Source organism: Micromonospora sp. CNB394 (genome assembly GCF_000374985.1).
GTDB lineage: Bacteria > Actinomycetota > Actinomycetes > Mycobacteriales > Micromonosporaceae > Micromonospora > Micromonospora marina.
The window spans coordinates 63,064-84,826 of sequence record NZ_KB895837.1; the positions used below are offsets into that span (position 1 = coordinate 63,064).

Genomic DNA, 21,763 nt, shown 5'->3' on the forward strand with positions numbered 1-21,763 from the left:
ATTCCCACCTTCGGCTGGGGAATACCTCGCTCCCAGATGGCGCAAGTAGTCACCGATCGGTGTGTACTTCGTGATCCCGGGTGAGCTGCGCCGTCGCGCACTGCGCCGCGTCGAGCACCGCCACCGCGTCCGCCACCCCGGCACCCGCCGACCGTCCGGCGCGGACCAGCCCGGCGAAGTCCTCCGCCTGGCGGGCCAGGGCCGCGTACATGGTGGCGTCCCCGTCGGCCGGATCGAGGAAGGTCAGCCGCTCGTGGTCCCGGGTGCCGAAGACCTCCACCGTCGCCATGTCGCCGCCCCGGTGGTGCCGACCGAGCGAGACCAGCGCGGTGCCGCCGCCGGACAGGCCGAGCAACGCCTGTGCGCTGTCCACGTCCCGGCCGCGTACCGCCGGGTCGGTGACCGGCCCGGCCGGCTGCACCGCGACCCGGTCGATCTCCTGCCCGGTCAGCCACCGGATCTGGTCGAACTCGTGCACTCCCATGTCCACGAAGATCCCGCCGCTTCCGGTGCGGAACGCCGCCGCCGGCGGCTCGCCGTCCCACTGCGCCGCGGCCACGAAAAGCACCTCGCCCAACTCCCCGGCGGCGATCCGCTCGCGCAGCCGGCGCAGCTGCGGGACGAACCGGCGCCAGTAGGCGACCTGGAACCCGATCCCGGCGGTGGCGGCCACCCGCCCCGCCTCCGCCGCCTCGGCCGGGTCCAGCCCGGCCGGCTTCTCGCACAGCACCGGTAGTCCCGCCTTGGCGGCGACCGCGACCAGCGCACCGTGCCGCCCGGTGGGCGCGGTCACCAGCAGACCGTCCGGCGCGGCGTCCGCGAGCAGGTCCTCCACGCCCGGGTACGCCGGCAGCCCGGCCGCGGCGACCGCCTCCCGTGCCGCCGGAACCGGGTCGACCACGTACCGGATCCGGACCGTCGGGTGGTCGGACAGGGCCCGCAGGTGGTGGTGGCCCATACGGCCCGCGCCCACCAGTGCCAGCCGGAACTCATCGCTGCCGGTCATCGCCGGTTCCCCTCTCGTCGTCCGTGCCGTCGCGGCCGTCCGTGCCGTCGTCGCCCAGCCAGCCCGCCAGCGCGGCCACGACGGCCGGCGCGCCGGTGGCGAAGACCTCGAACCCGTCGTGGCGCCACCGCCGGCTCACGCCACCGGCGGCCTCGACCAGCGCGGCGCCGGCCGCGATGTCCCACGGCGCGGGGTCGAAGCTGACGAAGGCGTCCAGTTCCCCGCGGGCCACCGCCGCCAGGTCGCAGACGGTGGAGCCGGTGTTGCGCAGATCGGCGACGCGCGGCGCGACACCGGCGAGCGCCTGGTACGCCCGCCGACGCGGATCCGGCGCGTTGGGCACCGCGAACGCCACCAGGGCGTGCCCCGGCTCGGCCTCGCGGTTGACCGCGACCGCGGCGTCGCCGTCGAGCGCGCCCTCGTCGTCGAGCACCAGACAGGCGCCGGTGGCCGGTTGCAGGACGGTGGCCGCGACCACCTGTCCGTCGCCCACGTCGCAGCCGGTCGCCACCGCGATGCTGACCGCGTAGCGGCTCGCCCCGTGGCTGAAGTTCAGCGTGCCGTCGAGCGGGTCGACGATCCAGCGCAGGCCGGAGCAGCCGGCGCTGGCCCCGGACTCCTCGGCCAGGACGGCGTCCTGCGGCCGGTCGCGGGCGAGCAGGCCGAGGATGGCCCGCTCGCTGGCGTGGTCGGCGGTGGTCACCGGGTCCTGGGCCGCGCCGCCCTTGTGCTCGGTCCGCAAGCCCCGGACCCGCGCCTCGCGGATCGCGTCCGCCCCGGCCCGCGCCGCGCGCAGGCTCAGGTGGCGCAGGTCGCCGGGAGCGGCGCCGATGCTCATCGCGCCACCTGCGCTTCCCGCGGCGCGGCGACCCGCGCGTAGTCGCCGTCCACGAACAACAGCGGCGGGGCCGGCCGGAGCAGGCCCGCGGAGCGGACCGCCCCCATCAGCACCGCGTGGTCACCGGCCGGGTCGGCGGAGACCGCCTCGCAGCCGAAGTACGCCACCCCGTCGGTCAGTCGCGGGCAGCCGGTCGCCCGCTCGTCGTCGTAGGCCACGCCCGCGAAGCCGTCGGTGCCCGCCGGACGGCCCCGGCTGGCGAACCAGGCCGCCTCCTCGCGCTGGTCGTCGCCGAGCACGGTCACCGCGAAGCGGCCGGTACGCCGCACCGCGCCGAGCAGCCGGCAGTCCCGCCGCAGGCAGACCAGCAGCATCCGGGGCGACAACGACACGGTGGTGAAGGAGTTGACGGTCATCCCCACCGGGCCGTCGGGTCCGACGGCGGTCGCCACCGCCACTCCGGTGGCGAAGCGCCCGGCCACCGAGCGGAACGCCCGTTCCTGGTCCTGTCCCTTTCCTGCGCCGGTCATCAGCGTGCTCCTCTCGTCGCGCCGCCGACCAGGTCGGCGGCCCGCCGCCGGTCGGTCTTGCCGTTGGCGTTCGTGGGCAGGGCGCCCACGTGGTGGATCCGCGCCGGCACCATGTAGGCGGGCAGGCGGTCCGCGCACCTGCGGGTCAGCTCGCCGGTGATCCCGTCGGCGCCGGTGTATACCGCGCGCAGGGAGACGTCGCCGCCCGCGCCGAACGCCATTACCACCGCGTCCTGCACCCCCGGGTGGCCGCGCAGGACCATCTCGATCTCACCCAGTTCGATCCGGTAGCCGCGCAGCTTCACCTGGTCGTCCAGGCGCCCGTGGTGCACGAACGTGCCGCGCTCGCGCCGGACCCGGTCACCGGTGCGGTAGTACCGGCGGCCCGCGTAGGTGACGAACCGGCCCTCGTCGTCGGCCGGGTCGAGGTAGCCGTCGAACCGCTGCGGCCCGTGCACGCACAGCTCACCGTCGTCACCGCCGGCGGTGCCGTCCTCGGCGAGCAGGATCGCGTCGAGCCCGGGGTGCGCGTCGCCGATCGGCACGGTGCCGTTCGCCGTCGCCGGCCAGGCCGCCGGATCCGCCGGCAGCCGATGCCCGGTGCAGGTCACGGTCAGCTCGGTGGGACCGTAGAGGTTCTCCACCACGCTGCCCGGCGCCGCCGCCGACCACGCGCGCGCCTGCTCCAGCGTCAGCGCCTCACCGGCGAAGAGGCTGTGCCGCAGGCCGGGCATGGCGCCGGGGGAGAGCATCCGCATCCGCCGGGCCAGCGAGACCACCGACGGCACCGAGAACCAGTGCGTGATCCGCCGCTCGTTGACGAACCGCACCGGCGTCAGCACCTCGTCCGGCTGCGGCACCACGAGCGTGGCGCCGCCGCCCCAGGCGACGAACATGTCGAACACGGACGGGTCGAAGGTCAGGTCGAAGGTCTGCGACAGCCGGTCACCCGGGCCGACCGGGTAGCGGTCCCGGCAGTACGTGAGGAACGCGTCCACGTTGCGGTGCCGGATCGGCACGCCCTTGGGCCGCCCGGTCGAGCCGGACGTGAACAGCAGGTACGCCACGTCGTCCGCCACCACCGGGGCGGCCGGCGGCGTGACGCCCGGCGCGCCGCCGAGGCGTACCGTCACGGCGCCGCCCGCGACCTGCGCCGCCGTCGCGGCGCCGGCGTCGTCGACCACCAGCGCGTCCACGCCCGCGTCCCGGCACAGCCGGGCGGTGCGGGCCGGCGGGAACGCCGGATTGAGCGGCACCACCACCGCTCCGGCGCGCAGCGCGGCCAGATAACCGGCGTACGCGGGCAGGCTGCGGGCGGCCAGCAGGCCGACCGCGCGGGGGCGCCGGCCCACCTCGGCGTGGATCCGCCCGGCGAGGTCGCCGGCGAGGTCGTGCAGCCGGCGGTAGGTCACCGGCTCCCCGCCGACCTCCAGCGCGACCGCTTCGGGCACGCGTGCCACGGTCCGCTCGAACCAGGAGTAGAGACTCACGGCGTTGCTCCCTTCACTGTGCTGTCGTCGATCGGTTCTTCCGGCGCGCCTCCGCGCTCAGGGCCGCGCGCCCACCAGTTCGTCGGCGTGGTCGGCGATGCCGGCGAGCATCGCGCCGGTGGCGCCTCCGGCGATGCCGAACATGGCCGCCTCGGTGCGCAGCTGCGCCTCCCCGCCGTCACGGAACGCGTCCGCGCCGCGCAGGCGCACCGCCTCTGCGGCGACCCGGTCCACGGTCTCGGCGGCGCTGACCTTGAGCAGCATCCCGGCGACCGCGGACGGGACGGCGGCCGGCGCGTCCAGCAGCGGCGCGCACAGCGCGTCGAGCTGGTGCGTGGCGACCAGGCACCGGGCGTACCGCTCGCGGACCGAAGGGCGGTCCCACAGCGTGCCCGCCCCGGCCGGTCGCCGCCGCAGCCAGTCGTGCAGGCCGGCCAGCATCCGGTGACACATCGCCCGGGCCCACAGCGCACCGGCGACCCGTTCGACGCCCACCTGCCGGGCGAACCCGGCCAGCGCCCGGCCGGGGCGGCCCAGCACGGCGTCCGGGCCCAGCGCCACACCGTCGAAGCGCAGGTGGCCCACTCCGGAGCCGGTGAACGCCCGGCCGGCGGACTCGACTGTCACGCCCGGAGCGGCGGCCGGCACCAGCACCCAGCAGAAGCTGGTGAAGTGCCGCGCCTCGCGGTGTCGGGCCAGCACCAGCGCCGCGTCACAGCTCGTCGCGTTGGTGATCCAGTCCTTGCCGCCGTCAAGGACCGCCCCGTCGTCGCCCGGCTTCACCCGGGTCGCGGCGTCGAGCAGGTCCGAGCCTGACCCGGCGGCGTCGGTGACGGCAAGCGCCACCACCGTCTCGCCGCGCAGCATCAGGCGCCGCACGCGCTCCGCCGGCCCGGCCGCGCCGGCCAGCAGCGGCAGCACGGTGGCGACCTGGACGCAGACCGACAGCGTCACGCCCAGCGGGCATCGGGCGTCCAGTTCGGTGAGCAGCACCGACAACCGCCGGGGGTCCGGCTGGACGCCGTCCGGGTAGAGCGCCTCGACGATCCCGGCGGCGCCCAGCGCGCGCCACACGGCGCCGGGGTCGGTGGCGTCCACCCCGGACAGCGCGGCGCCCACCGCGTGGTCCCCGGTCGGCGTGGACTCAGACAAGACGCACCCCCGGGTCGCGCAGCGACAGCGCCCCGTTGGCCAGGCGCAGCCGGTCGTTGGCGTAGTTCAGCGAGGCCGAGCGCAGATCCCGGAACGTGCGCTCCAGCGTCAGCGGCGAGTCGGTCAGGTATCCGTGGCGCAGGCCGGTCAGCTCGACCAGCTCGTCGGCGGCGGCGAAGGACTCCTCGGCCGCGCGGATCTTCAGCGTGTTGAGCAGCAGTTGCACCGGCGCCGCCGACATGTCCGGTGCGTCGGTGACCACCGAGACGGTGTGCCGCAGCAGCGCGTGCGCCGCGTCCAGCCGGGTGCGGATGCCGGCCAGCCGCAACAGCACCAGCTCGGACGAGGGGGCGAACTGCCGCCGTCCCGCCTCGCTGCGGGCGTGCCGCAGCACCCGGGCGTACGCGCCGGCCGCCGCCCCGATCCAGGCCGCCGACCAGCCGACGTGCGCCAGCGGCGCGAACACGCGGGTGGCGATCTCCCGGAACCCGCCGTGCTCGCCGACCACCTGCCACTGCGGCACCGCGCCGCGCAGCCGCATCGGCACGCTGTGCGTGGCCCGCATGCCCAGCGGGCGCCACCCGCCGGTCACCTCGATCTCCACCTGCTCCCGGTCGGCGTAGACCAGGTCCACCTGGGCGGCCGAACCGGCCCCCGGGGCGCGGGTGGTGATCAGGAAGGCGTCCGCGTACGGGCCGCCGGTCACGATCGGCGCCTGCCGGTCGACGCGCAGCATCTCGCCGTCGTGCTCCAGCGCCGACTCGGCGGTCAGCAGGTGGCCGCCCTTGCCGGCCTCGGTGGTGACCGAGCCGAGATACCGCTCGCCCCGGGCCACCGCCGGCAACACCTCGGCGCGCAGCTTCTCCCCGCCGTACGCGGTGATCGCGGCGACCTGCTGGCAGTGCATGGCGAAGACCATCGCCACCGACATGTCCACCCGGCCCAGCGCCAGCGTGGCGTCGACCAGGTCCGGCAGCGTACCGCCGGTGCCGCCCTCGGTGGCCGGGACGAGCAGCCCCAGCAGGCCGGTACGGCGCATGGCGGCCAGCGCCTCGGTCGGGAAGGCCGCGTCCTCGTCGGCCTGGCGGGCGTGCTCCGCCGCCACCTCGGCGACGGTCTCGACGGCCGGGGCGTACCCGGCGGCCGCGGTCACCGGGAACCACCGCCGACCGGGGCGCGCAGCTCCTCGACCACGCCCCACAGCCCGCCGGCGGTGGCGAATGTCGAGTCGACCAGCTTGTCGTCCGGCACGGCGACGCCGAACGTGTCCTCGATGGCGAACAGCAACTCGATCTCGCGCATGGAGTCCAGCCCGAGGTCGCGCAGGCGGGACTCCTCGGTGATCTCGGCCGGGCCGGCGAACTTGAGGAACGGGCGGAGCAACTCGGTGAATTCGGCGTTCATGACGTCACCTTTCTTCTCGGGTTTCGGCAGTGGTGCCCGGCGGGTCGACCGGGTGCCGGGTCAGGGTCAGCCGGGACGTCTCGACGACGCGGTCGCCGTCGCAGACGACCTCGACCGGCGCCGGGTGGCCGAGGAAGGCCAGCAGGCTCGCCGAGAGCCCGTACGCCCCGACGTTCGGCACGGCGAGCACGTCGCCCGGCCGTACGTCGGGCAGGGTCGCGGCGCGGGCCCAGGTGTCCAGCGGGGTGCACAGCGGCCCGGCGACGATCGCGGCCTCCAGCGGCGCGCCGTCGCGCCCGTCGGCGGCGTGCAGGGCCGGTACGAGCGGCGGCAGCCGGCGCAGGCCGGACATCCCGCCGAGGTGGTTGATGCCGGATTCCAGCACCACCACCGGCGTGCCCTGCGACCGCTTGACGTCCAGCACCCGGGTGAGCAGCGTGCCGGCGGTGGCGGTGAGGAACCGCCCCGACTCGAAGGCGACCGTCGGCGTGCCGTCGCGCCAGCCGGGGAAGAGGCCGTCCAGGGCCGCGGCGACCCGGTCGGCGAGGCCGGTCAGGTCCGCGTTGTGTCCGGGCCGGGCGAACGGCGCGCCGAAGCCGCCGCCCAGGTCGAGCAGGGTCAGGTCGACGCCGAGCAGGTCCCGCAGCCGCCGGGCGGTACGCGCCGCGGCGGTGAACTGTGCCACCAGCGCGTCCACCGAGTCGACGTTGCTGCCGGTGTACAGGTGGAATCCCCGTACCGGGGCCGACGGGCGGGAGCGGAACCGCTGCGGTTCCCGCTCGATCCAGTCGGCGTCGGCGCCGAACTGGGACGCGACGCCGGTCATGGTGAGCCCCTGGCCCGGGTTGGGCACCCGGTCGTTGACGCGCAGCAGGCACCGCAGCTCGACGCCGTGCGCGGTGGCGATCCGGTCGGCCTGGTCCAGGCCCTCGGGCGAGTCGACGGAGAACCAGCGGACACCGGCGCGGACCGCCTCGGCGACCTCGGCGTCGCGCTTGCCGGGTCCGGTGTAGAGCATGCGCTCGCCCGGCACACCGGCCCGCAGCGCGGCGGCCAGCTCACCCGGGGAGCAGATCTCCGCGTCGCAGCCGGCGGCGTGCAGCGCCGCCACCAGCGCCGGGTGCGGGTTGGCCTTGAGCGAGTAGAACAGGCGGCTCGGTGCGGGCAGCGCGGCGACCAGGGTGGCGTGGCTGGTGCGTACCCGGGCCAGGTCGTAGCGGTACGCCGGCGTGTCGAAGGGCAGGTCAGCCATTGTGCTCACCCGCCAGCCGGGCCAGCGCCCGCCGGTCCACCTTGCCGTTGCCGGTCAGCGGCAGGTCGGGCAGCACGACGCAGCGCGCCGGCACCTTCATCTCCTCCAGCTGTTCCCGCAGCCGGCGCAGCACGTCGGCGGGGGGCAGCGCGGCCACCACGAACAGCGTCGCGCCGTCGCGGCCGTCGGCCGGCGGCAGCACCCCGGCCGCGTCCACCCCGTCGACCCGGTACGCGGCGGCCTCCACCTCGGTGGCGCTGACCCGGGTGCCCTTCTCCTTGTAGACGTCGTCGCGCCGGCCGGCGAAGTGGACGTAGCCGTCGGTGTCCACGTGGCCGTGGTCGCCGGTGTGCAGCTGCGGGAACAGGCCGTTCGCGCGCCGGAACCGCTGCGCGGTCAGCTCGGGTCGCCGCCAGTACCCGGCCATCACGTGCGGGCCGCGTACCACCAGCTCGCCACGGACGCCCGGTGGCTGACGCCGCCCCTCGGCGTCGACAGTGAAGATCTCGGTGCCGGGCAGCGCCCGCCCGCAGGCACCGGGCCGGCGCAGGTCGGCGTCCGGCGGCATGATCGCCGCGCGTTTGCACTCGGTGAGGCCGAACATGAGCTGGACGGTCAGGCCGGGCAGCAGCCGGCGCAGGCCGGCCAGCACCTCCGGCGGCATGGCGGCGCCGGTGTTGGTGAGCAGGCGCAGCGGCGGACGCGACGCGCCCGCCCGGCCGAGCAGCCGCAGCAGGTTGATCGCGAGCGACGGCACGCAGGGCAGCACTGTGGCGCCGGACTCGACAAGTGTCGCCAGCAGGCGGCCGCCGGTGTCCCCCGGGTCGCCCAGGCGCAGCCGGGCGCCGGCGACGGTGCTGAGGAACACCTGGTAGAGGCCGTAGTCGAACGAGGGCGGCAGCAGGACGTGCACCACGTCGTCGGGCCGGTAGCACAGCTCCGACTGGATCGCCCGCACCGCGAACGTGACCTGGGCGTGCGTGGAGACCACGGCCTTCGGCATGCCGGTGCTGCCCGAGGTGTAGATCAGGCAGACCGGGTCGACCGCGAGCGGGGCCGGGCCGGTGGACGCGCCGCCGATCGTCACGGCGGACGCGGCGCGGCGCACCTCGGCCACGCCGCGCACCGGGACGCCACGGGCGCGGGACAGGCCGGCCAGCACCGGGTCGTCGGTGAGGACCAGGCCCGGTTCGGCGTCGTCGAGCACGTGGGCGAGGGCGACCTCGGGGGCCGGCGTCCGCAGGACGACGAAGACTCCGCCGGCACGGGCGACCGCGTACAGCAGCGCGGGCAGGGTCGCACCGGCTGGCAGTGCCACCAGCACCCGGTCGCCGCGCCGGACGCCCTGCCCGCGCAGCCAGCCGGCCAGCCGCAGGCTGTCGGCCCACACCTGACGGTACGTGAACTCGACGGTCCCGTCCCCGGCGGCGGGCGCGTCGGGGCGCGCCTCGGCGGCGCGGTCCAGCAGGTCGTGCAGCAGTTCGGTACTCATCGGGCACCTCCGGTGGCGGCGCCGAACATGGCGCACAGGGAGCCGACGTCGCGCAGGTCGGCCGCGGACAGCGCGGTGGCCGGAACCTCGACGCCGAGCCGGCGTTCGACCCGGTCGATGACGTCGACCAGCCGGAACGAGTCGAAGCCGGGCAGTTCCCGGAGCACGTCGGTGGTGCGCAGGGCCGAGGAGTCCAGGTCCAGGGTGTCGCCGAGCGCGCCGAGCACCGCCGCGCGTACCCCGTCGTCGCCGGCCCGGCCCGGCGCGGGCGTGCCGTCGCCGCCGGGCGGGGCGGCCGGTCCGGCGATCGATTCCAGCGCGGCCAGGTGGTCGTCGATCAGTGTGCCGAGCGCGTCCGCCAGTTCCGGCGCGGCCGGCCGGCCGGCCTGGGCCCGCCGCAGCGCCACGTAGCTGCGCGTGGCGAGCTGCTGCCAGCGCGCGTCCTGCCCGGCCAGTGCGGCGGCGGCCTCCGGCCGGACCGTGGACAGCCAGCGTTCGTGCAGGTCGCGTGCGCGGGCCAGCAGCCAGACGTCGAGCACGAAGCGGTGCAGCCCGGCCACGGTGTCCAGGGCGGCACCGGTGCGGGCCAGGTAGGTGGCGATCTCCGGGCGGGCCCGGCCGGCGCGGGTGGCGTTGCCGGCGAGCATGGCTGGCACGTCGATCGCCGGGGCGGGGTGCGCCGTCGCCGCCAGCGTGTGGGCGCCCCCGGCCAGCGCGGCGTCGAACGCGGCGGCCGGCAGCCGCCACACGCCGGGACGCGCGGGGCCCCAGGCGGTGTCGTTGTGGTACGCGTCGACCACCGTGACCTCGCCCGGCGCGGCGGCCGTGACCAGGAAGCTGTGCCGCATGTGTTCGTGCTCGTGGTACGGGCACCACGGCAGGTCGTACGCGTCGGCGGTGACGTAGAGCGGCTGGCCCGGCGCGCACAGCCGGCGCACCTGCGGGCCGTCGAGCTGCATCCACCGGCCCTCGACCCGCAGGCCGAGCAGGTCGACCGCCTCGGCGGCCCGGTCGTCCGAGGTCGCCTCGACGGTGACCAGACCGTCCCTGTCCCGGGTGCGGAACCCGTACCGGGCGCCGAGGGCGAGGTGACTGCCGGACCCGTTCGCGTGGTCGGCCAGCAGGGCGAAGCTCGTCTGGAGACAGTCCAGCGCGGTGGCGTGCAGACCGGTCAGGATCGGCGTCCACACCGGATCCGTGCTCGGCCGGTCCGGCGCGTTCGGGACGTGGTGGGACATGGGGGACTCCTCGATGCGGGTACGTGGGCGGGGCCGCCGGCGCGGACGGTGCCGCGCCGGCGGCCGGTACGAAGGTCAGCTGTCGCCGTGGCCGTCCAGGCCGTTGGCCCAGGCGGCGAGCGCCTGTGCCTGCTCGGCCAGCGCGTGCTCGTCGGTGCCGATCGGGTCCTTGAAGAAGAACCCCAGCTCCTCGATCGGGCCGACGTGCCCGGCGCGGTGCGCCGCGGCGGTCAGCCGGGCGAGGTCGAGCACCAGCGGCGCGGCCAGTGTCGAGTCGACCCCGCTCCAGGTCAGCTGCATGGACATCCGGACGCCGAGGAACCCCTCGAACGAGACGTGGTCCCACGCGGTCTTGTGGTCGCCCAGGTCCGGCACGTTGTCGATGTGCAGCGGGGCGGTGACGTCCTCACCGAGCAGCGCGGGCAGCACACCCGACTTGGAGCTGAGCTTGCTGCGGGCGTTGCGCGGATCCTCCAGCGTGGCGCCGTCGCCGCCGCCGAGCAGGTTCACCCCGGCCCAGGAGAGCACGTGCAGGGCGCGGCTGGTGAACATCGGCGCCAGGGCGGTGCGCAGCAGCGTCTCCCCGGTCTTGCCGTCGGAGCCGGCGAACGGCACGCGTTCCCGCTGCGCCAGCATCTCCAGCGCGGGCAGGCGGGCGCCGGTGGACGGGGTGAAGTCGACGAAGCCGCAACCGGCCCGGAACGCCGCGTACGCGACCACCGAGCTGGCCGGCAGCGCCTTGTCGTCCGGGTCGGCCAGGGCGCGGGTCAGCGCGTCCAGGTCGTCGTGCTCGGGCCGGTGGTCGGCCGGCGGCTCGGTGGAGGACACGTTGATGACGACGACGCGGGACAGCCCGTGGCGGGCACGGAACTCCTCGATGTCGCCGGCCAGCCGCTCGACCACCTCGGCCAGCGGTCCGGTCTCGGTACGCGCGTCGTAACCGGTGCGCAGGTTCTGCTCGACCTCGGGCAGGCTGCCCCGCACGGCGGCCAGCACCGGCGCCGGGATGACCCCGGAGTCGACGAGCGACTCGGCCTTCTTCTCCAGCGGCGTGTCGACGATGTCGTGCCCGCCGACCACCAGGTCGGTCCAGCTCGCCAGCGGCGCGTCGCGCAGCATGCGGGTGTCGGTGACGCAGCCGGTCGAGTCGGCCATGCCGGCGCGCAGCGCCAGCAGACCGGTGATCGCGGTGGTGGCGACCGAACCGCGGGCGCCGTTGAGCCACACGCCGACGGGCGCGTCCGTGTCGGGGGACGAGGTCGGGGCGTGCGAGGTCTCGCGATGGGTGACGGTCACGGGAAGTTCCCTTCTCTGGTGCGCCGGGGACGGCGCGGATCAGCGGGCGAGCACCTTGGCGACGGCGGCGGCGATGTCCTCCATGTCCGGTCCGGTGCCGAGGAACGTGCTGTGGTGCGTCTGGACGGTGTGGGCGGCGAGCCATTCGGTGTTCGGGTACGTGCGCCCCCGGTGGATCGCCGCGAAGCGTTCGGCCAGCGGCGCGAGCAGCGGCTTCGTCCACGGCTGGAGCAGCCGGCTGCGGTGCAGCGGCTCGTCGGTGCAGTAGAACCGCCGGCCCAGCTCGGCGGTGAGCGCGGCGGCCACGGCGGTGTTGTCCATGCCGGCCGGCAACTCGTCGAAGACGATCGTGCCCTCGTAGATCGAGACGCGGGTCTGCTCCGCCGCCGGGCGCAGCAGCCGTACGCCGTCGACGCCGTCCAGCAGCTCGCCGAGCAGCCGGTAGTTGTGGTTGCGGACGTCGTGCTGCTCGTCCAGGGTGGCCAGTTGCGCGCAGGCCACGGCGGCGGAGAACTCACCCAGGCAGAAGTTGGCGCCCTGCACACCGGCGCTTTCCTCCAGGTCCAGTTCGCCCGCCGGAGTCCGGTCGCCGCGGTAGCGGCGCGAGTCGGCCCGCAGCTCCTGGAGCACCGGTGCGAGCGTGTCGTCGTCGGTGACCACGGCCCCGCCCTCGCCGCAGGTGAGCACCTTGCCGTGCTGGAAGCTGAAGCAGCCGAGCCGGCCGAGCGAGCCGGCCTGACGGCCCTGCCAGGTGGCGCCGTGGGCCTGCGCGCAGTCCTCCACGACGGAGATGCCGCGCGGCCGGGTGACCGCGTCGAGCGCCGGCACGTCGGCCATGTTGGAGGCCCAGTGCACGGCGACCACGGCACGCGGGTCCACCGACAGGTCGAGGTCGTCCGGCCGCACACAGCCGGTGTCGCGGTCGACGTCGACGAGCACCGGGACCAGGCCGGCGCGCAGTGCGGCGGTCGCGGAGGCGGTCCAGGTCAGCGCCGGTACGAGCACCGTCTCGCCGTAGCCGAGGCCGAGTGACTCCAGGGCCACCACCAGGGCGCTCGACCCGTGGTCGACCGGCACGCAGTGGCGGGTGCCGACGTAGCGGGCGAAGTCGGCGGCGAAGCGGCGCTCGAACAGGACGGTGTCGCCGACGGACGGGCTGCTGATCGCCCACCGGCCGCCGGTCAGCACCGCGGCGAGGTTGCCGGCGGCGTCCGGCGCGGGGACCGGCCAGCGTGGCCACGGACGGTCGGGTGGGCGGACCGGCCGGCCACCGTCCACGGCGAGCCGCCGGTCGAGAGGGATGGAGGTCGTCATGCCCTCGACCTTGACGGCCATCGATACATCGGCGGTACACACGCGATTGCCGGCCCGGCCGGCGCCGTGTATCGGCGTTGTATCCCGGTGGTCGAACCTCGGGGCATGAGCCGATCCGCATCGCCCGTGGGCGAACCGACCGAACCCCGCGCCGTCACGCGCGGCGTCTCCGTCGTCATCCCGGTCAAGGACCGGGTGGCGGAGATGCGCCGCCAGCTCCGCAGCCTGCGCGACGCCGCCCCGAACTGCCCGGAGCCGGTGGAGGTGGTGGTCGTCGACGACTCGGCGCCCGCCGCGGCCGCCGCGCACCGCGCCGCGTGCGCCGAGTACGGCGCCCGCTACGTGCGCGGGCCCCGGCACGTCGGGGCCAAACGGAACCTGGGCGTCCGGCACGCCCGCCACGACCTGCTGCTGTTCACCGACTCCGACTGCCGGGTGCCGGCCGACCTGATCACCCGGTACGCGGCCCGGCTGCGCGCCTCCGGGGAGGAGGTCGCCGGCGTCACCGGCCCGGTGATCGTCGAGCCCGGCGACAGCGCGTTCTTCCGCGTGATGCGCCGCTCGTACCTGCTGCTCGGCGACCTGACCCGGCCGCTGCACTACGAGCGCGTGTCCTGGGGCGCCGGGGCGAACATGGCGGTGAAACGCTCCGTCTTCGAGTCGGTCGGCGGCTTCCCGGAGGACTCCCCGATGCCGCTGGGCGGGGAGGACCTGCACCTCGGGCTGCTGCTCACCGACGCGGGCTACGCGCTGCTCACCGACCCGGGCGGGGTGATCACCCACGACACCGGCGTCGCCGACACGTTCCGCGCGGTCGCCTACCGGTTCACCACGTACGGGCGGTCCGAGCAGTGGCTCTGCCTCGCCCACCCGCACCGCCGCCGGTTCGTGCTCAACACCGCCAGCACGCTCGCGGTGACCGCGCTGGCCGGGCTGCTGACCGCCCGGCGCAGCGGAGGGCGCAGCCTGCTCGCGGTGCCGGCCGTCGCGGCCGCAGTGGTCGCCGCGAAGACACCCGGACGGCTCGGCGGCGACCGGGGACCGCGCGCGGTGGCCGAGTCGGTGGCCTGCGCGGCCATCGAGACGCTCTTCGACGGGGCCGCGTTCGTCACGTCGCTGCGGCTCGGCCGCCCCGACCTGCTCTTCACCGGCTTCCGCGCGCCGGACGAGGCGGACTACCAGCCGGACCGGCCGGACCACCGACCGGACGGTGCGGACCGCCGACCCCCCCTGCCGGTGGCCGCGCCGCCGGTGGCGGCCTGAAGGGGGAGTGGCAGTGCCGACGACGTTCCCGCTGGCCCCCGGCCAGCAGATGATGTGGGAGTTCATGACCGCGCTCGACCCGGCTCACCCCGGGGCCTCCCGGCTCGTGGTGGTGGAGTTCCGCCGGTTACGGGGCACCCTGCGGACCGACGTGCTGCGGCAGGCGATGCAGGACGTGGTGGACCGGCACGACGCGCTGCGGATGCGGTTCGATCGCATCGGCGTGGAGCCCCGGGTGCAGATCCTGCCGTACGTGGAGTCGCCGCTGGAGTACGTCGACCTGTCCGGCCTGCCGCCGGCCGAGCAGCAGGACCGCGTCGAGCGGATCGCGTACGCGCACCGCAACGACGCGTTCGACCCCGGCCGGGCGCCACTGTGGCGGGCCGCGCTGGTCCGGCTCTCCGAGACCGAGCACCTGCTCGCGCTCTGCTTCTTCCACATGGTCTCCGACGGCTGGTCGTGCCGCGTGGTGGTGGAGGACCTGTGCCACGCGTACGCGGCCCGGCTCGGCGCGGCCGATCCGCAGCCACCACTGGGTGTGGACCACTGCGCCCTCGCCGCGCTCCAGGAGGCGGAGCAGGCCGGGAACGGCGTCGGCGCCGCCGTCCGGGGCGCGTACTGGCGGGACCGGCTGCGGCCGGTGGAGCCGTACCAGCTGTTCCCGGCGTCGCCGCCGGCGCCGGACGTCGCGCTCAGCGCTGAGGTGGCCACCCGCTTCGCGTTCCCGCCCGAGGTCACCGCGCGGCTGCGCCCGGCCGCCCGCCGGTCCCGCACCAGCCCGTACGTGCTGCTGCTCGCCGCGTACCTGGTGCTGCTGTCCCGGCGGGCCGGCCGGCCCCGGGTGGTGCTGGGCACCACCACGCTGGGCCGGGAGAGCCCGCTGTCCCGGCAGCTCGTCGGGCAGTTCACAAACAACGTCTACCTGCCGGTCGACGTCGCGCCGGACACGCCGATGAGCGCCGTGGTCGACGCCGCGCACGCGTCGCTGGCCGAGGCGGTCGCGCACGCCACCGCGTTCCACCGGCTGGCCCGGGCGGTCCACCCCGACTTCGCGGCGATCCGCCCCTGGCCGGACAACCACCTGTTCGACGCCTGGTTCCAGTCCGCCGCGTCCGCGTCGCCGGTGCTGCACTGCCCGGAGCTACTCGTGGAGCCGGTCGACGTCACCGCCCGGCCCGTGCCCGGCACACCGCCGCCGGTGGTCGCCGCGGACGTGCCGCCCGAGTGCCTGCCCGTCTGGGTCAAGCGCGGTTCGCCGATCGTCGTGGTGGACGACGACCGGGCCGGCGGCGTGGTGATCCGCAACCGGGGCGTCTTCGGCGACGACCTGGTGAGCGGCCTGATCGACGACTACGTGGCGGTGGTGTCGGCGCTGGTCACCGACCCCGCGACCACCCCGGCGCGGGTACGCCTCCCTGACGGTGCGTGCTTCCTCGACCACGCGATCGGGTAGGAGTTCCGGCGGAGCGATCGGAGAGAGGTACGACGACCATGACGGACACCTCGACGAACCAGCACACGACGGAGCAGCCCGCGCCGCCGGTGCCCCGCTCGGCCGTCCGGGCCCGCTGGTCGGTGGCGCTGCTCTTCGTCATCATGGGCCTGGCCATCGGCGGGTGGTCGGCCCGCGTGCCGGAGGTGCGGGACGCGGTGGGCGTCGGCAACACCGGCTGGGGCCTGGCGAACATCGCCACCAATGCCGGGGAGCTGATCTCCCTGGTCGTGGTGGCGGTGCTGATCAGCCGGATCAACACGCGCCGGCTGGCGCTGGCCGGGGCCGCGCTGATCCTGGTCAACGCCCCACTGCTGGCCGCGTCCACCACCGTGGTGGCGCTGGTCGGCGGGCTCGCGGTCTGGGGCTTCGCGGCGAACCTGCTGGCCACACCGATGAACGCCCAGTCGGTCGAGGTGCAGAAGCGGTACGGGCGGCCCATCCTGTCCACCTTCCACGCCGGGTTCAGCATCGGCATGCTGGCCGGCGGCCTCTGCGGCACCGGCGCCGCCGCGATCGGGATGTCCCCGTCGGCGCAGATGGCGGTCACCAGCGTCCTGCTGGGCGCGCTGCTGGTCGGCACCCACCGCTGGCTGCCCGACACGCCCCGGCAGGAGACGAAGGACGGCGAGGACCGGCGACGGCTGCGCGACAGGTTCACCCCGCAGCTGCTGCTGCTCGCGGTGATCGCCTTCCTCGCCTCGTTCATCGAGATGGCCGGCGCCCAGTGGAGCGCCCTGTACGCGACCGAGGTGGCAGGCGCCGCAGCGGTGCTGGCCGCTGCGACGTACACCTGCCTGTCGCTGGCCGCCACCGTCGCCCGGCTGTTCGGCGACCGGCTGGCCGGCCGGTTCGGGCGGATCCGCTTCGTCCGGCTGTCCGCGCTCGTGGCCACCGTCGGCGTGGCGCTGCCGGTGGCGTACCCCCATCCGGCGGCGGTGATGGCCGGCTTCGGACTGCTCGGCTTCGGCCTGGCGTGCGTGACCCCGACGGTGCTCGGCTTCGCCGGAGAGCAGCCGGGCCTCACCTCGGGCGAGGGCGTCTCGGTGGTGGCCATGGGCCAGTGGCCGGGCGCGTTGCTGGCGGCGCCCGTGATCGGCCTGCTCGCCGGCGCGCTGGACCTGCGGAGCGCGTTCGTGGTGGTGGCCGTGATGGCGCTCGCCGTGGTGGCGTTGATCGGGCGGGTCCGCGCGACGGCGCTGCCCGGCGAGAGCCCGGTCCCGCCCCGGCCGTGAGGGCCGGGGCGGGGGCGGCGGTCAGAAGTCGTCGTCGAACGTGACCGAGCCGGTCACCCCGACCTGGTACGCCGACACCCGGCGCTCGAAGAAGTTGGACAGCTCCTGCACGTCCTGCAACTCCATGAACGCGAACGGGTTGCCGCTGCCGTACATCGGGGCGATGCCGAGCACGGCGAGGCGCCGGTCGGCCACGTGCTGGAGGTATTCGCGCATGTCGGCCAGCGACATCCCGGGTACGCCCTGCCCCAGCAGGTCCTCGGCGAAGCTCACCTCGCACTCCACCGCCTCGGCCAGCATCTCCTTCACCTGCCGCTGCATCTCGTCGTCGAACAGGTCCGGCTCCTCGGCGCGTACGGTCTCCACCACGTCGAAGGCGAATGCCATGTGCATCGACTCGTCCCGGAACACCCAGTTGGTGCCGGAGGCCAGCCCGTTGAGCAGGCCCCGGGACCGCAGGAAGTAGACGTAGGCGAACGCCCCGTAGAAGAACAGACCCTCGATGCACGCGGCGAAGCAGATCAGGTTGAGCAGGAACGCCCGCCGATCCGCGCGGGTCCGCAGTTCCCGCAGGTCGAAGACGGAGTCGATCCACCGGAAGCAGAACTCGGCCTTGCGGGCGATCGACGGGATGTTCTCCACCGCGGCGAACGCGGCGAACCGTTCCTTCTCGTCCGGCACGTACGTGTCCAGCAGGTTCAGGTAGAACTGGACGTGCACCGCCTCCTCGAACAGCTGCCGGGACAGGTAGAGCCGGCCCTCGGGCGAGTTGACGTGCTGGTAGAGGTTGAGCACGAGGTTGTTGGCCACGATGGTGTCGCCGGTGGCGAAGAACGCCACCAGCCGGGACACCAGGTGCCGTTCGGCCGGGGACAGCTTCGCCAGATCGGCCAGGTCGGAGTGCAGGTCCACCTCCTCGACCGTCCAGGTGTTCTTGATCGCGTCCTTGAAGCGGTCGAAGAAGCGCGGGTAGCGCATCGGCCGCAGGGTCAGGTCCATGCCGGGGTCGAGCAGCATGTGCCGGGTCGGTGCGGTGGTGGTCACTGGCATGCCTCGCAGCTCTCGGGGTTCTCCAGGGAACAGGCCAGCGCCTCGTCGTCGCTGACGGCGGAGACCACGCCGGAGACCGGGGTGGGCACCGGGGCGACGGTGGCCTGCTGGATGCGGGTGGCGGGACGGGATCGCAGGTAGTAGGTGGTCTTCAGCCCGGCCTTCCAGGCGTACAGGTACATCGAGGAGAGCTTGCCGATGGTCGGCGCGCTCAGGAACAGGTTCAGCGACTGGGACTGGTCGATGAACGGGGCGCGGGCGGCGGCCAGGTCGATCAGCGCCCGTTGCGGCAGCTCCCAGGCGGTGCGGAACAGCTCGCGCACCTCGGCGGGGAGTTCGGTGATGTCCTGCACCGAGCCCTCGGCCCGCTTGATCCGGTCGCGGACCTGCGGCGTCCACAGCCCGCGCGCCTTCAGCTCCCGCACCAGGTACGTGTTGACCTGGAGGAACTCCCCGGACATGGTCTCGCGTTTGAACAGGTTGGACACCTGCGGTTCCACGCACTCGTAGCAGCCGGCGATGGACGCGATCGTGGCGGTCGGCGCGATCGCCACCAGCAGCGAGTTGCGCAGCCCGCCCGCGGCGATCCGCTCGCGCAGCGCCGCCCACCGCTGCGTCTGCGCCGGCTCCGCGCCCCACAGGTCCGGGTGCAGGTCACCCTTGGCGGCCCGGGTCTGCGGGTACGCCGGATGCGGGCCGAACTGCTCGGCCAGTCCGGCGGAGGTCTCCAGCGCGGTCAGCAGGATCTCCTCCTGCACGCGCGTGGACAGCTCCTTGGCCTGCGCCGAGTCGAACGGCAGGCGCAGCGTGAAGAACGCGTCCTGCAGTCCCATCAGGCCGAGCCCGACCGGCCGCCAGCGCGGGTTCGACGCCGCCGCCTGCTCGGCCGGGTAGTAGTTGATGTCGATCACCCGATCGAGGAAGACCACCGCCGTGCGGACCGTCGCGCGCAGCCGCTCCCAGTCCACCCCGTCGGCGGTGACGTGGGCGCCGAGGTTGACCGACCCGAGGTTGCACACGGCGGTCTCGGCGTCGTCGTTGACCTCCAGGATCTCGGTGCACAGGTTGGACAGGTGGATGACGTTGCCCGGCTCACCGGTCTGGTTGGACAGCCGGTTCGACGTGTCCTTGAACGTCATCCAGCCGTTGCCGGTCTGCGCGAGCGTGCGCATCATCCGCCCGTACAGGTCCCGGGCCTGCACCGTGCGGACCGCCTTCTTCTCGGCGGCCCGGTACGCGGCGTCGAACGCCTCGCCGTACAGGTCGGGCAGCTCCGGGGCGTCCGACGGGTCAACCAGCGACCACTCGCCGTCGGCCTCGACCCGGCGCATGAACTCGTCCGGGATCCAGTTGGCCAGGTTGAGGTTGTGCGTACGCCGGGACTCCTCGCCGGTGTTGTCCCGCAGCTCCAGGAACTCCTCCACGTCCGGGTGCCACGGCTCCAGGTAGACGCAGGCCGCGCCCTTGCGCCGGCCGCCCTGGTTGACCGCGGCCACCCCGGCGTCGAGCGTCTTGAGGAACGGCACGATCCCGTTGGACCGGCCGTTCGTGCCCCGGATCAGCGCGCCCCGGCCGCGCACCCGCGACCAGGAGATGCCGATGCCGCCGGAGAACTTCGACAGCTTCGCCACCTGGTGGTACCGCTCGTAGATCGAGTCCAGCTCGTCGCGCGGCGAGTCGACCAGGAAGCACGACGACATCTGGGTGTGCCGGGTGCCGGAGTTGAACAGCGTGGGGGAGCTGGGCAGGTAGGCGAGGGTGGACATCAGCCGGTAGAAGCCGACCGCCTCGCCGGGGGTGCGGGACAGCCCGCAGGCCACCCGCAGCAGCCAGTACTGCGGCGTCTCCACCACCAGCCGGGACTCCGGGTGCCGCAGCAGGTAGCGGTCCGCCACCGTGCGCAGTCCGAAGTACTCGAACCGCAGGTCGCCGTCCGGGTCCACGGCGTCGTCGAGCTTGCGGGCGTGCCGGGCCACGAACGCCGCCGTCTCGTCGCCGATCAGCCCCAGCCCGTGCGCGTACGCGATCGACTGGCTGAAGCTCGCCACGCCCTGACCGCGGACCTCCTTGTCCACGTACGCGGCCAGCAGCCGCGCCGCCAGCTTCGAGTACTGCGGCTCCTCGCCGATCAGCTCCGCCGCGGTCTGGATCGACAACCGGTCCAGCTCGGCGGTGGTCGCCCCGTCGTAGAGCCCGCTTATCGTCTTGGTGGCCACCCGCAGCGGGTCCACCTCGTCCAGGTCGGCGACCCAGCGCTCCACCGCCCGGACGATCTTGTTGACGTCCACCGGCTCGGCGCCGCCGTCGCGCTTGCGTACCCGCATCGCCGGCCGGCGGACCTCGGACCCGCCGGTTCCGGACGGGGGACTCTCCTGTACGACCGTCATGACCTCTCCTCGCTGTCACCGTCCGGAGACGGCGGGAGACGCCAACGGGCGCGGCGCAACGGCCGTCCCGGCTGCTGGCGTCGGTCGTCCCGCGCGACCTCCGACCGCCGTACGCGGAGGCGCACGGCGCGCTGGCAGGTCTTCGGACTCGCGGGCCCGACCGGGGTCGCCGGCCGCCTACTGGCCGTCGCTTCCCAGGCCGTGGCCCAGTGCTGTTGACGGCTGTCGTTCCCACTCACCGCTGCGGGGCAGTCCCGGACTTCCACCGGGTTCCCTCTTGCCTCGGACGGACCAGTGAAGGCCCGGCCGAACCAGCTGCGAGAGCCACCATATATGGCGGTGAGGGCTTCCTTGCAACACCAGATGTCGTGTCGGCGTGTCGGATTGATCTCACCGTCCACTGTGCCTACCCCCGATGCCGCGGCTCGCCGCCGGGCGCGATACTCGGCGGTATGGGGAATACCGGACGCCGCTGGGCGTGGGTGGCGGTCCTGCTCGTCGGCGTCGGGCTCCACCTGCTGGTGCTGGAGACACTCGCCGGCACCGGGACCGTCACGTTCGTGCCGGCGCTGATCCTGCTCGGCGCGTCCGTCGCACCCGCCACGTTCCTGACCTTCGCCCAGGGGCGGCCGGCGCGCCGCCCGGTCCCCGGCTCCGTCGTCGGCGTCGCCGCGCTGCTCGGCGGCGTGATCGGCGTGGTCGCCGCCGGCTGGCTGGAGTACGGCACACTGCACCGCCTCGGCGTCCTGCCGATGGCGCTCGTCGGGCTGGCCGAGGAGACCGCCAAGCTGATCGTGCCGGCCGGCGTCCTGCTGCTGTGGCGGCGGCACCGGTCCCCGGCGCAGGGGCTGGTGATCGGCGTGGCCTCCGGCACCGGGTTCGCCGCGCTGGAGACCGTGGGCTACGCGTTCGCCGCGTTCGTCGGGTCGCAGGGCAGTCTCGGCGCGGTGGAGCAGACACTGCTGGTACGCGGTCTCACCGCGCCCGCCGCGCACCTGGCCTGGACCGGGCTGACCGCCGCCGCGCTGTTCACGTTCGCCGCCGCGCCCGGTGGCCGGAAGCTGGCGGCGTTCCTGCTCACCTTCGCCGCCACCGTCACGCTGCACACCTGCTGGGACACGTTCGGCACCCGGCCCGCGTACGTGTTCATCGGCGGCGTGTCGCTGGGCTGGGTGCTGCTGCGCCTGCACCTGGACCGCGAGCGGCCGGCCGTGTTCCGGGCGCCGGCGGAGCCGAACCGGGACACCCATCATGATCATCGCCAGTTCGCCGAGGTGGCGGGGTCGGAGCACCTCTGATGCCGCCACCTCGGCGTGATGGAGTC

Annotated in this window: 18 protein-coding genes and 1 riboswitch; of the genes, 4 read left to right on the forward strand and 14 right to left on the reverse strand. The window is 74.5% G+C overall.

Features of this window, described 5'->3' with window-relative positions; genetic code table 11:
• Positions 1-49 precede the first annotated feature (49 nt).
• The 12 genes from C569_RS0116230 to C569_RS0116285 form a co-directional block, all read right to left on the reverse strand.
• Positions 50-1,006, reverse strand: coding sequence for a Gfo/Idh/MocA family protein (locus C569_RS0116230; protein WP_018786827.1), 957 nt, complete (start codon positions 1,004-1,006; stop codon positions 50-52).
• Positions 990-1,844 carry an inositol monophosphatase family protein gene (locus tag C569_RS0116235; protein ID WP_018786828.1) on the reverse strand — a complete coding sequence of 285 codons (855 nt, stop codon included), beginning with the start codon at positions 1,842-1,844 and terminating at the stop codon, positions 990-992. Before C569_RS0116235 ends, C569_RS0116230 begins: the two co-directional genes overlap by 17 nt.
• Positions 1,841-2,374 carry a flavin reductase family protein gene (locus C569_RS0116240; protein WP_018786829.1) on the reverse strand — a complete coding sequence of 178 codons (534 nt, stop codon included), beginning with the start codon at positions 2,372-2,374 and terminating at the stop codon, positions 1,841-1,843. The genes C569_RS0116235 and C569_RS0116240 overlap by 4 nt, the downstream gene beginning before the upstream one ends.
• Entirely contained in the window at positions 2,374-3,864 is a 1,491-nt protein-coding gene (locus C569_RS0116245; protein WP_018786830.1) for an amino acid adenylation domain-containing protein, read from the reverse strand. The genes C569_RS0116240 and C569_RS0116245 overlap by 1 nt, the downstream gene beginning before the upstream one ends.
• 57 nt (positions 3,865-3,921) lie before the next feature.
• Positions 3,922-5,016, reverse strand: a complete 1,095-nt coding sequence (locus tag C569_RS0116250) for an acyl-CoA dehydrogenase family protein (RefSeq protein WP_081635960.1) — start codon at positions 5,014-5,016, stop codon at positions 3,922-3,924.
• Complete coding sequence (locus C569_RS0116255; RefSeq protein ID WP_018786832.1) at positions 5,009-6,169, reverse strand: acyl-CoA dehydrogenase family protein; 1,161 nt, start codon at positions 6,167-6,169, stop codon at positions 5,009-5,011. Before C569_RS0116255 ends, C569_RS0116250 begins: the two co-directional genes overlap by 8 nt.
• Positions 6,166-6,420 carry a phosphopantetheine-binding protein gene (locus tag C569_RS0116260; protein WP_018786833.1) on the reverse strand — a complete coding sequence of 85 codons (255 nt, stop codon included), beginning with the start codon at positions 6,418-6,420 and terminating at the stop codon, positions 6,166-6,168. The genes C569_RS0116255 and C569_RS0116260 overlap by 4 nt, the downstream gene beginning before the upstream one ends.
• A 4-nt stretch (positions 6,421-6,424) precedes the next feature.
• Positions 6,425-7,672, reverse strand: a complete 1,248-nt coding sequence (locus C569_RS0116265; RefSeq protein ID WP_018786834.1) for an alanine racemase — start codon at positions 7,670-7,672, stop codon at positions 6,425-6,427.
• Positions 7,665-9,164 (reverse strand): class I adenylate-forming enzyme family protein, encoded by a 1,500-nt coding sequence (locus C569_RS0116270; RefSeq protein WP_018786835.1) that lies wholly within the window; start codon positions 9,162-9,164, stop codon positions 7,665-7,667. The genes C569_RS0116265 and C569_RS0116270 overlap by 8 nt, the downstream gene beginning before the upstream one ends.
• Positions 9,161-10,402, reverse strand: a complete 1,242-nt coding sequence (locus tag C569_RS0116275; protein ID WP_018786836.1) for an acyl carrier protein — start codon at positions 10,400-10,402, stop codon at positions 9,161-9,163. The genes C569_RS0116270 and C569_RS0116275 overlap by 4 nt, the downstream gene beginning before the upstream one ends.
• A gap of 75 nt (positions 10,403-10,477) precedes the next feature.
• A complete protein-coding gene (locus C569_RS0116280) occupies positions 10,478-11,698 on the reverse strand; it encodes an inositol-3-phosphate synthase (protein WP_018786837.1) in 1,221 nt (406 codons plus the stop codon).
• A 39-nt stretch (positions 11,699-11,737) separates the two neighbouring features.
• Positions 11,738-13,012, reverse strand: coding sequence for a DegT/DnrJ/EryC1/StrS family aminotransferase (locus C569_RS0116285; RefSeq protein WP_231394812.1), 1,275 nt, complete (start codon positions 13,010-13,012; stop codon positions 11,738-11,740).
• 105 nt (positions 13,013-13,117) lie between these two features.
• Between C569_RS0116285 and C569_RS0116290 the strand changes: the two genes are divergently transcribed.
• From C569_RS0116290 to C569_RS0116300, 3 genes are read left to right on the forward strand one after another with little or no spacing between them, the layout of a single operon-like run.
• Entirely contained in the window at positions 13,118-14,275 is a 1,158-nt protein-coding gene (locus C569_RS0116290) for a glycosyltransferase family 2 protein (protein WP_026268230.1), read from the forward strand.
• A gap of 13 nt (positions 14,276-14,288) precedes the next feature.
• On the forward strand, positions 14,289-15,728 hold the full coding sequence (locus C569_RS0116295) for a condensation domain-containing protein (RefSeq protein ID WP_026268231.1): 1,440 nt from the start codon (positions 14,289-14,291) through the stop codon (positions 15,726-15,728).
• Between the two features lie 38 nt (positions 15,729-15,766).
• On the forward strand, positions 15,767-17,002 hold the full coding sequence (locus C569_RS0116300; RefSeq protein ID WP_018786840.1) for an MFS transporter: 1,236 nt from the start codon (positions 15,767-15,769) through the stop codon (positions 17,000-17,002).
• Positions 17,003-17,023: 21 nt separating this feature from the next.
• Here the strand turns inward: C569_RS0116300 and C569_RS0116305 are convergent, their stop codons facing one another.
• Both C569_RS0116305 and C569_RS0116310 read right to left on the reverse strand, forming a co-directional pair.
• Entirely contained in the window at positions 17,024-18,052 is a 1,029-nt protein-coding gene (locus C569_RS0116305; protein WP_026268232.1) for a ribonucleotide-diphosphate reductase subunit beta, read from the reverse strand.
• Complete coding sequence (locus tag C569_RS0116310) at positions 18,043-20,439, reverse strand: ribonucleoside-diphosphate reductase subunit alpha (protein WP_018786842.1); 2,397 nt, start codon at positions 20,437-20,439, stop codon at positions 18,043-18,045. Before C569_RS0116310 ends, C569_RS0116305 begins: the two co-directional genes overlap by 10 nt.
• 115 nt (positions 20,440-20,554) lie before the next feature.
• Positions 20,555-20,770: riboswitch (cobalamin riboswitch) on the reverse strand.
• A 121-nt stretch (positions 20,771-20,891) separates the two neighbouring features.
• On the opposite strand from C569_RS0116310, the gene C569_RS0116315 reads away from it, so the two are divergent.
• The gene (locus C569_RS0116315) at positions 20,892-21,737 is read left to right on the forward strand and encodes a PrsW family intramembrane metalloprotease (RefSeq protein WP_026268233.1); all 846 of its coding nucleotides are present in this window, start codon (positions 20,892-20,894) and stop codon (positions 21,735-21,737) included.
• Positions 21,738-21,763: the final 26 nt, after the last annotated feature.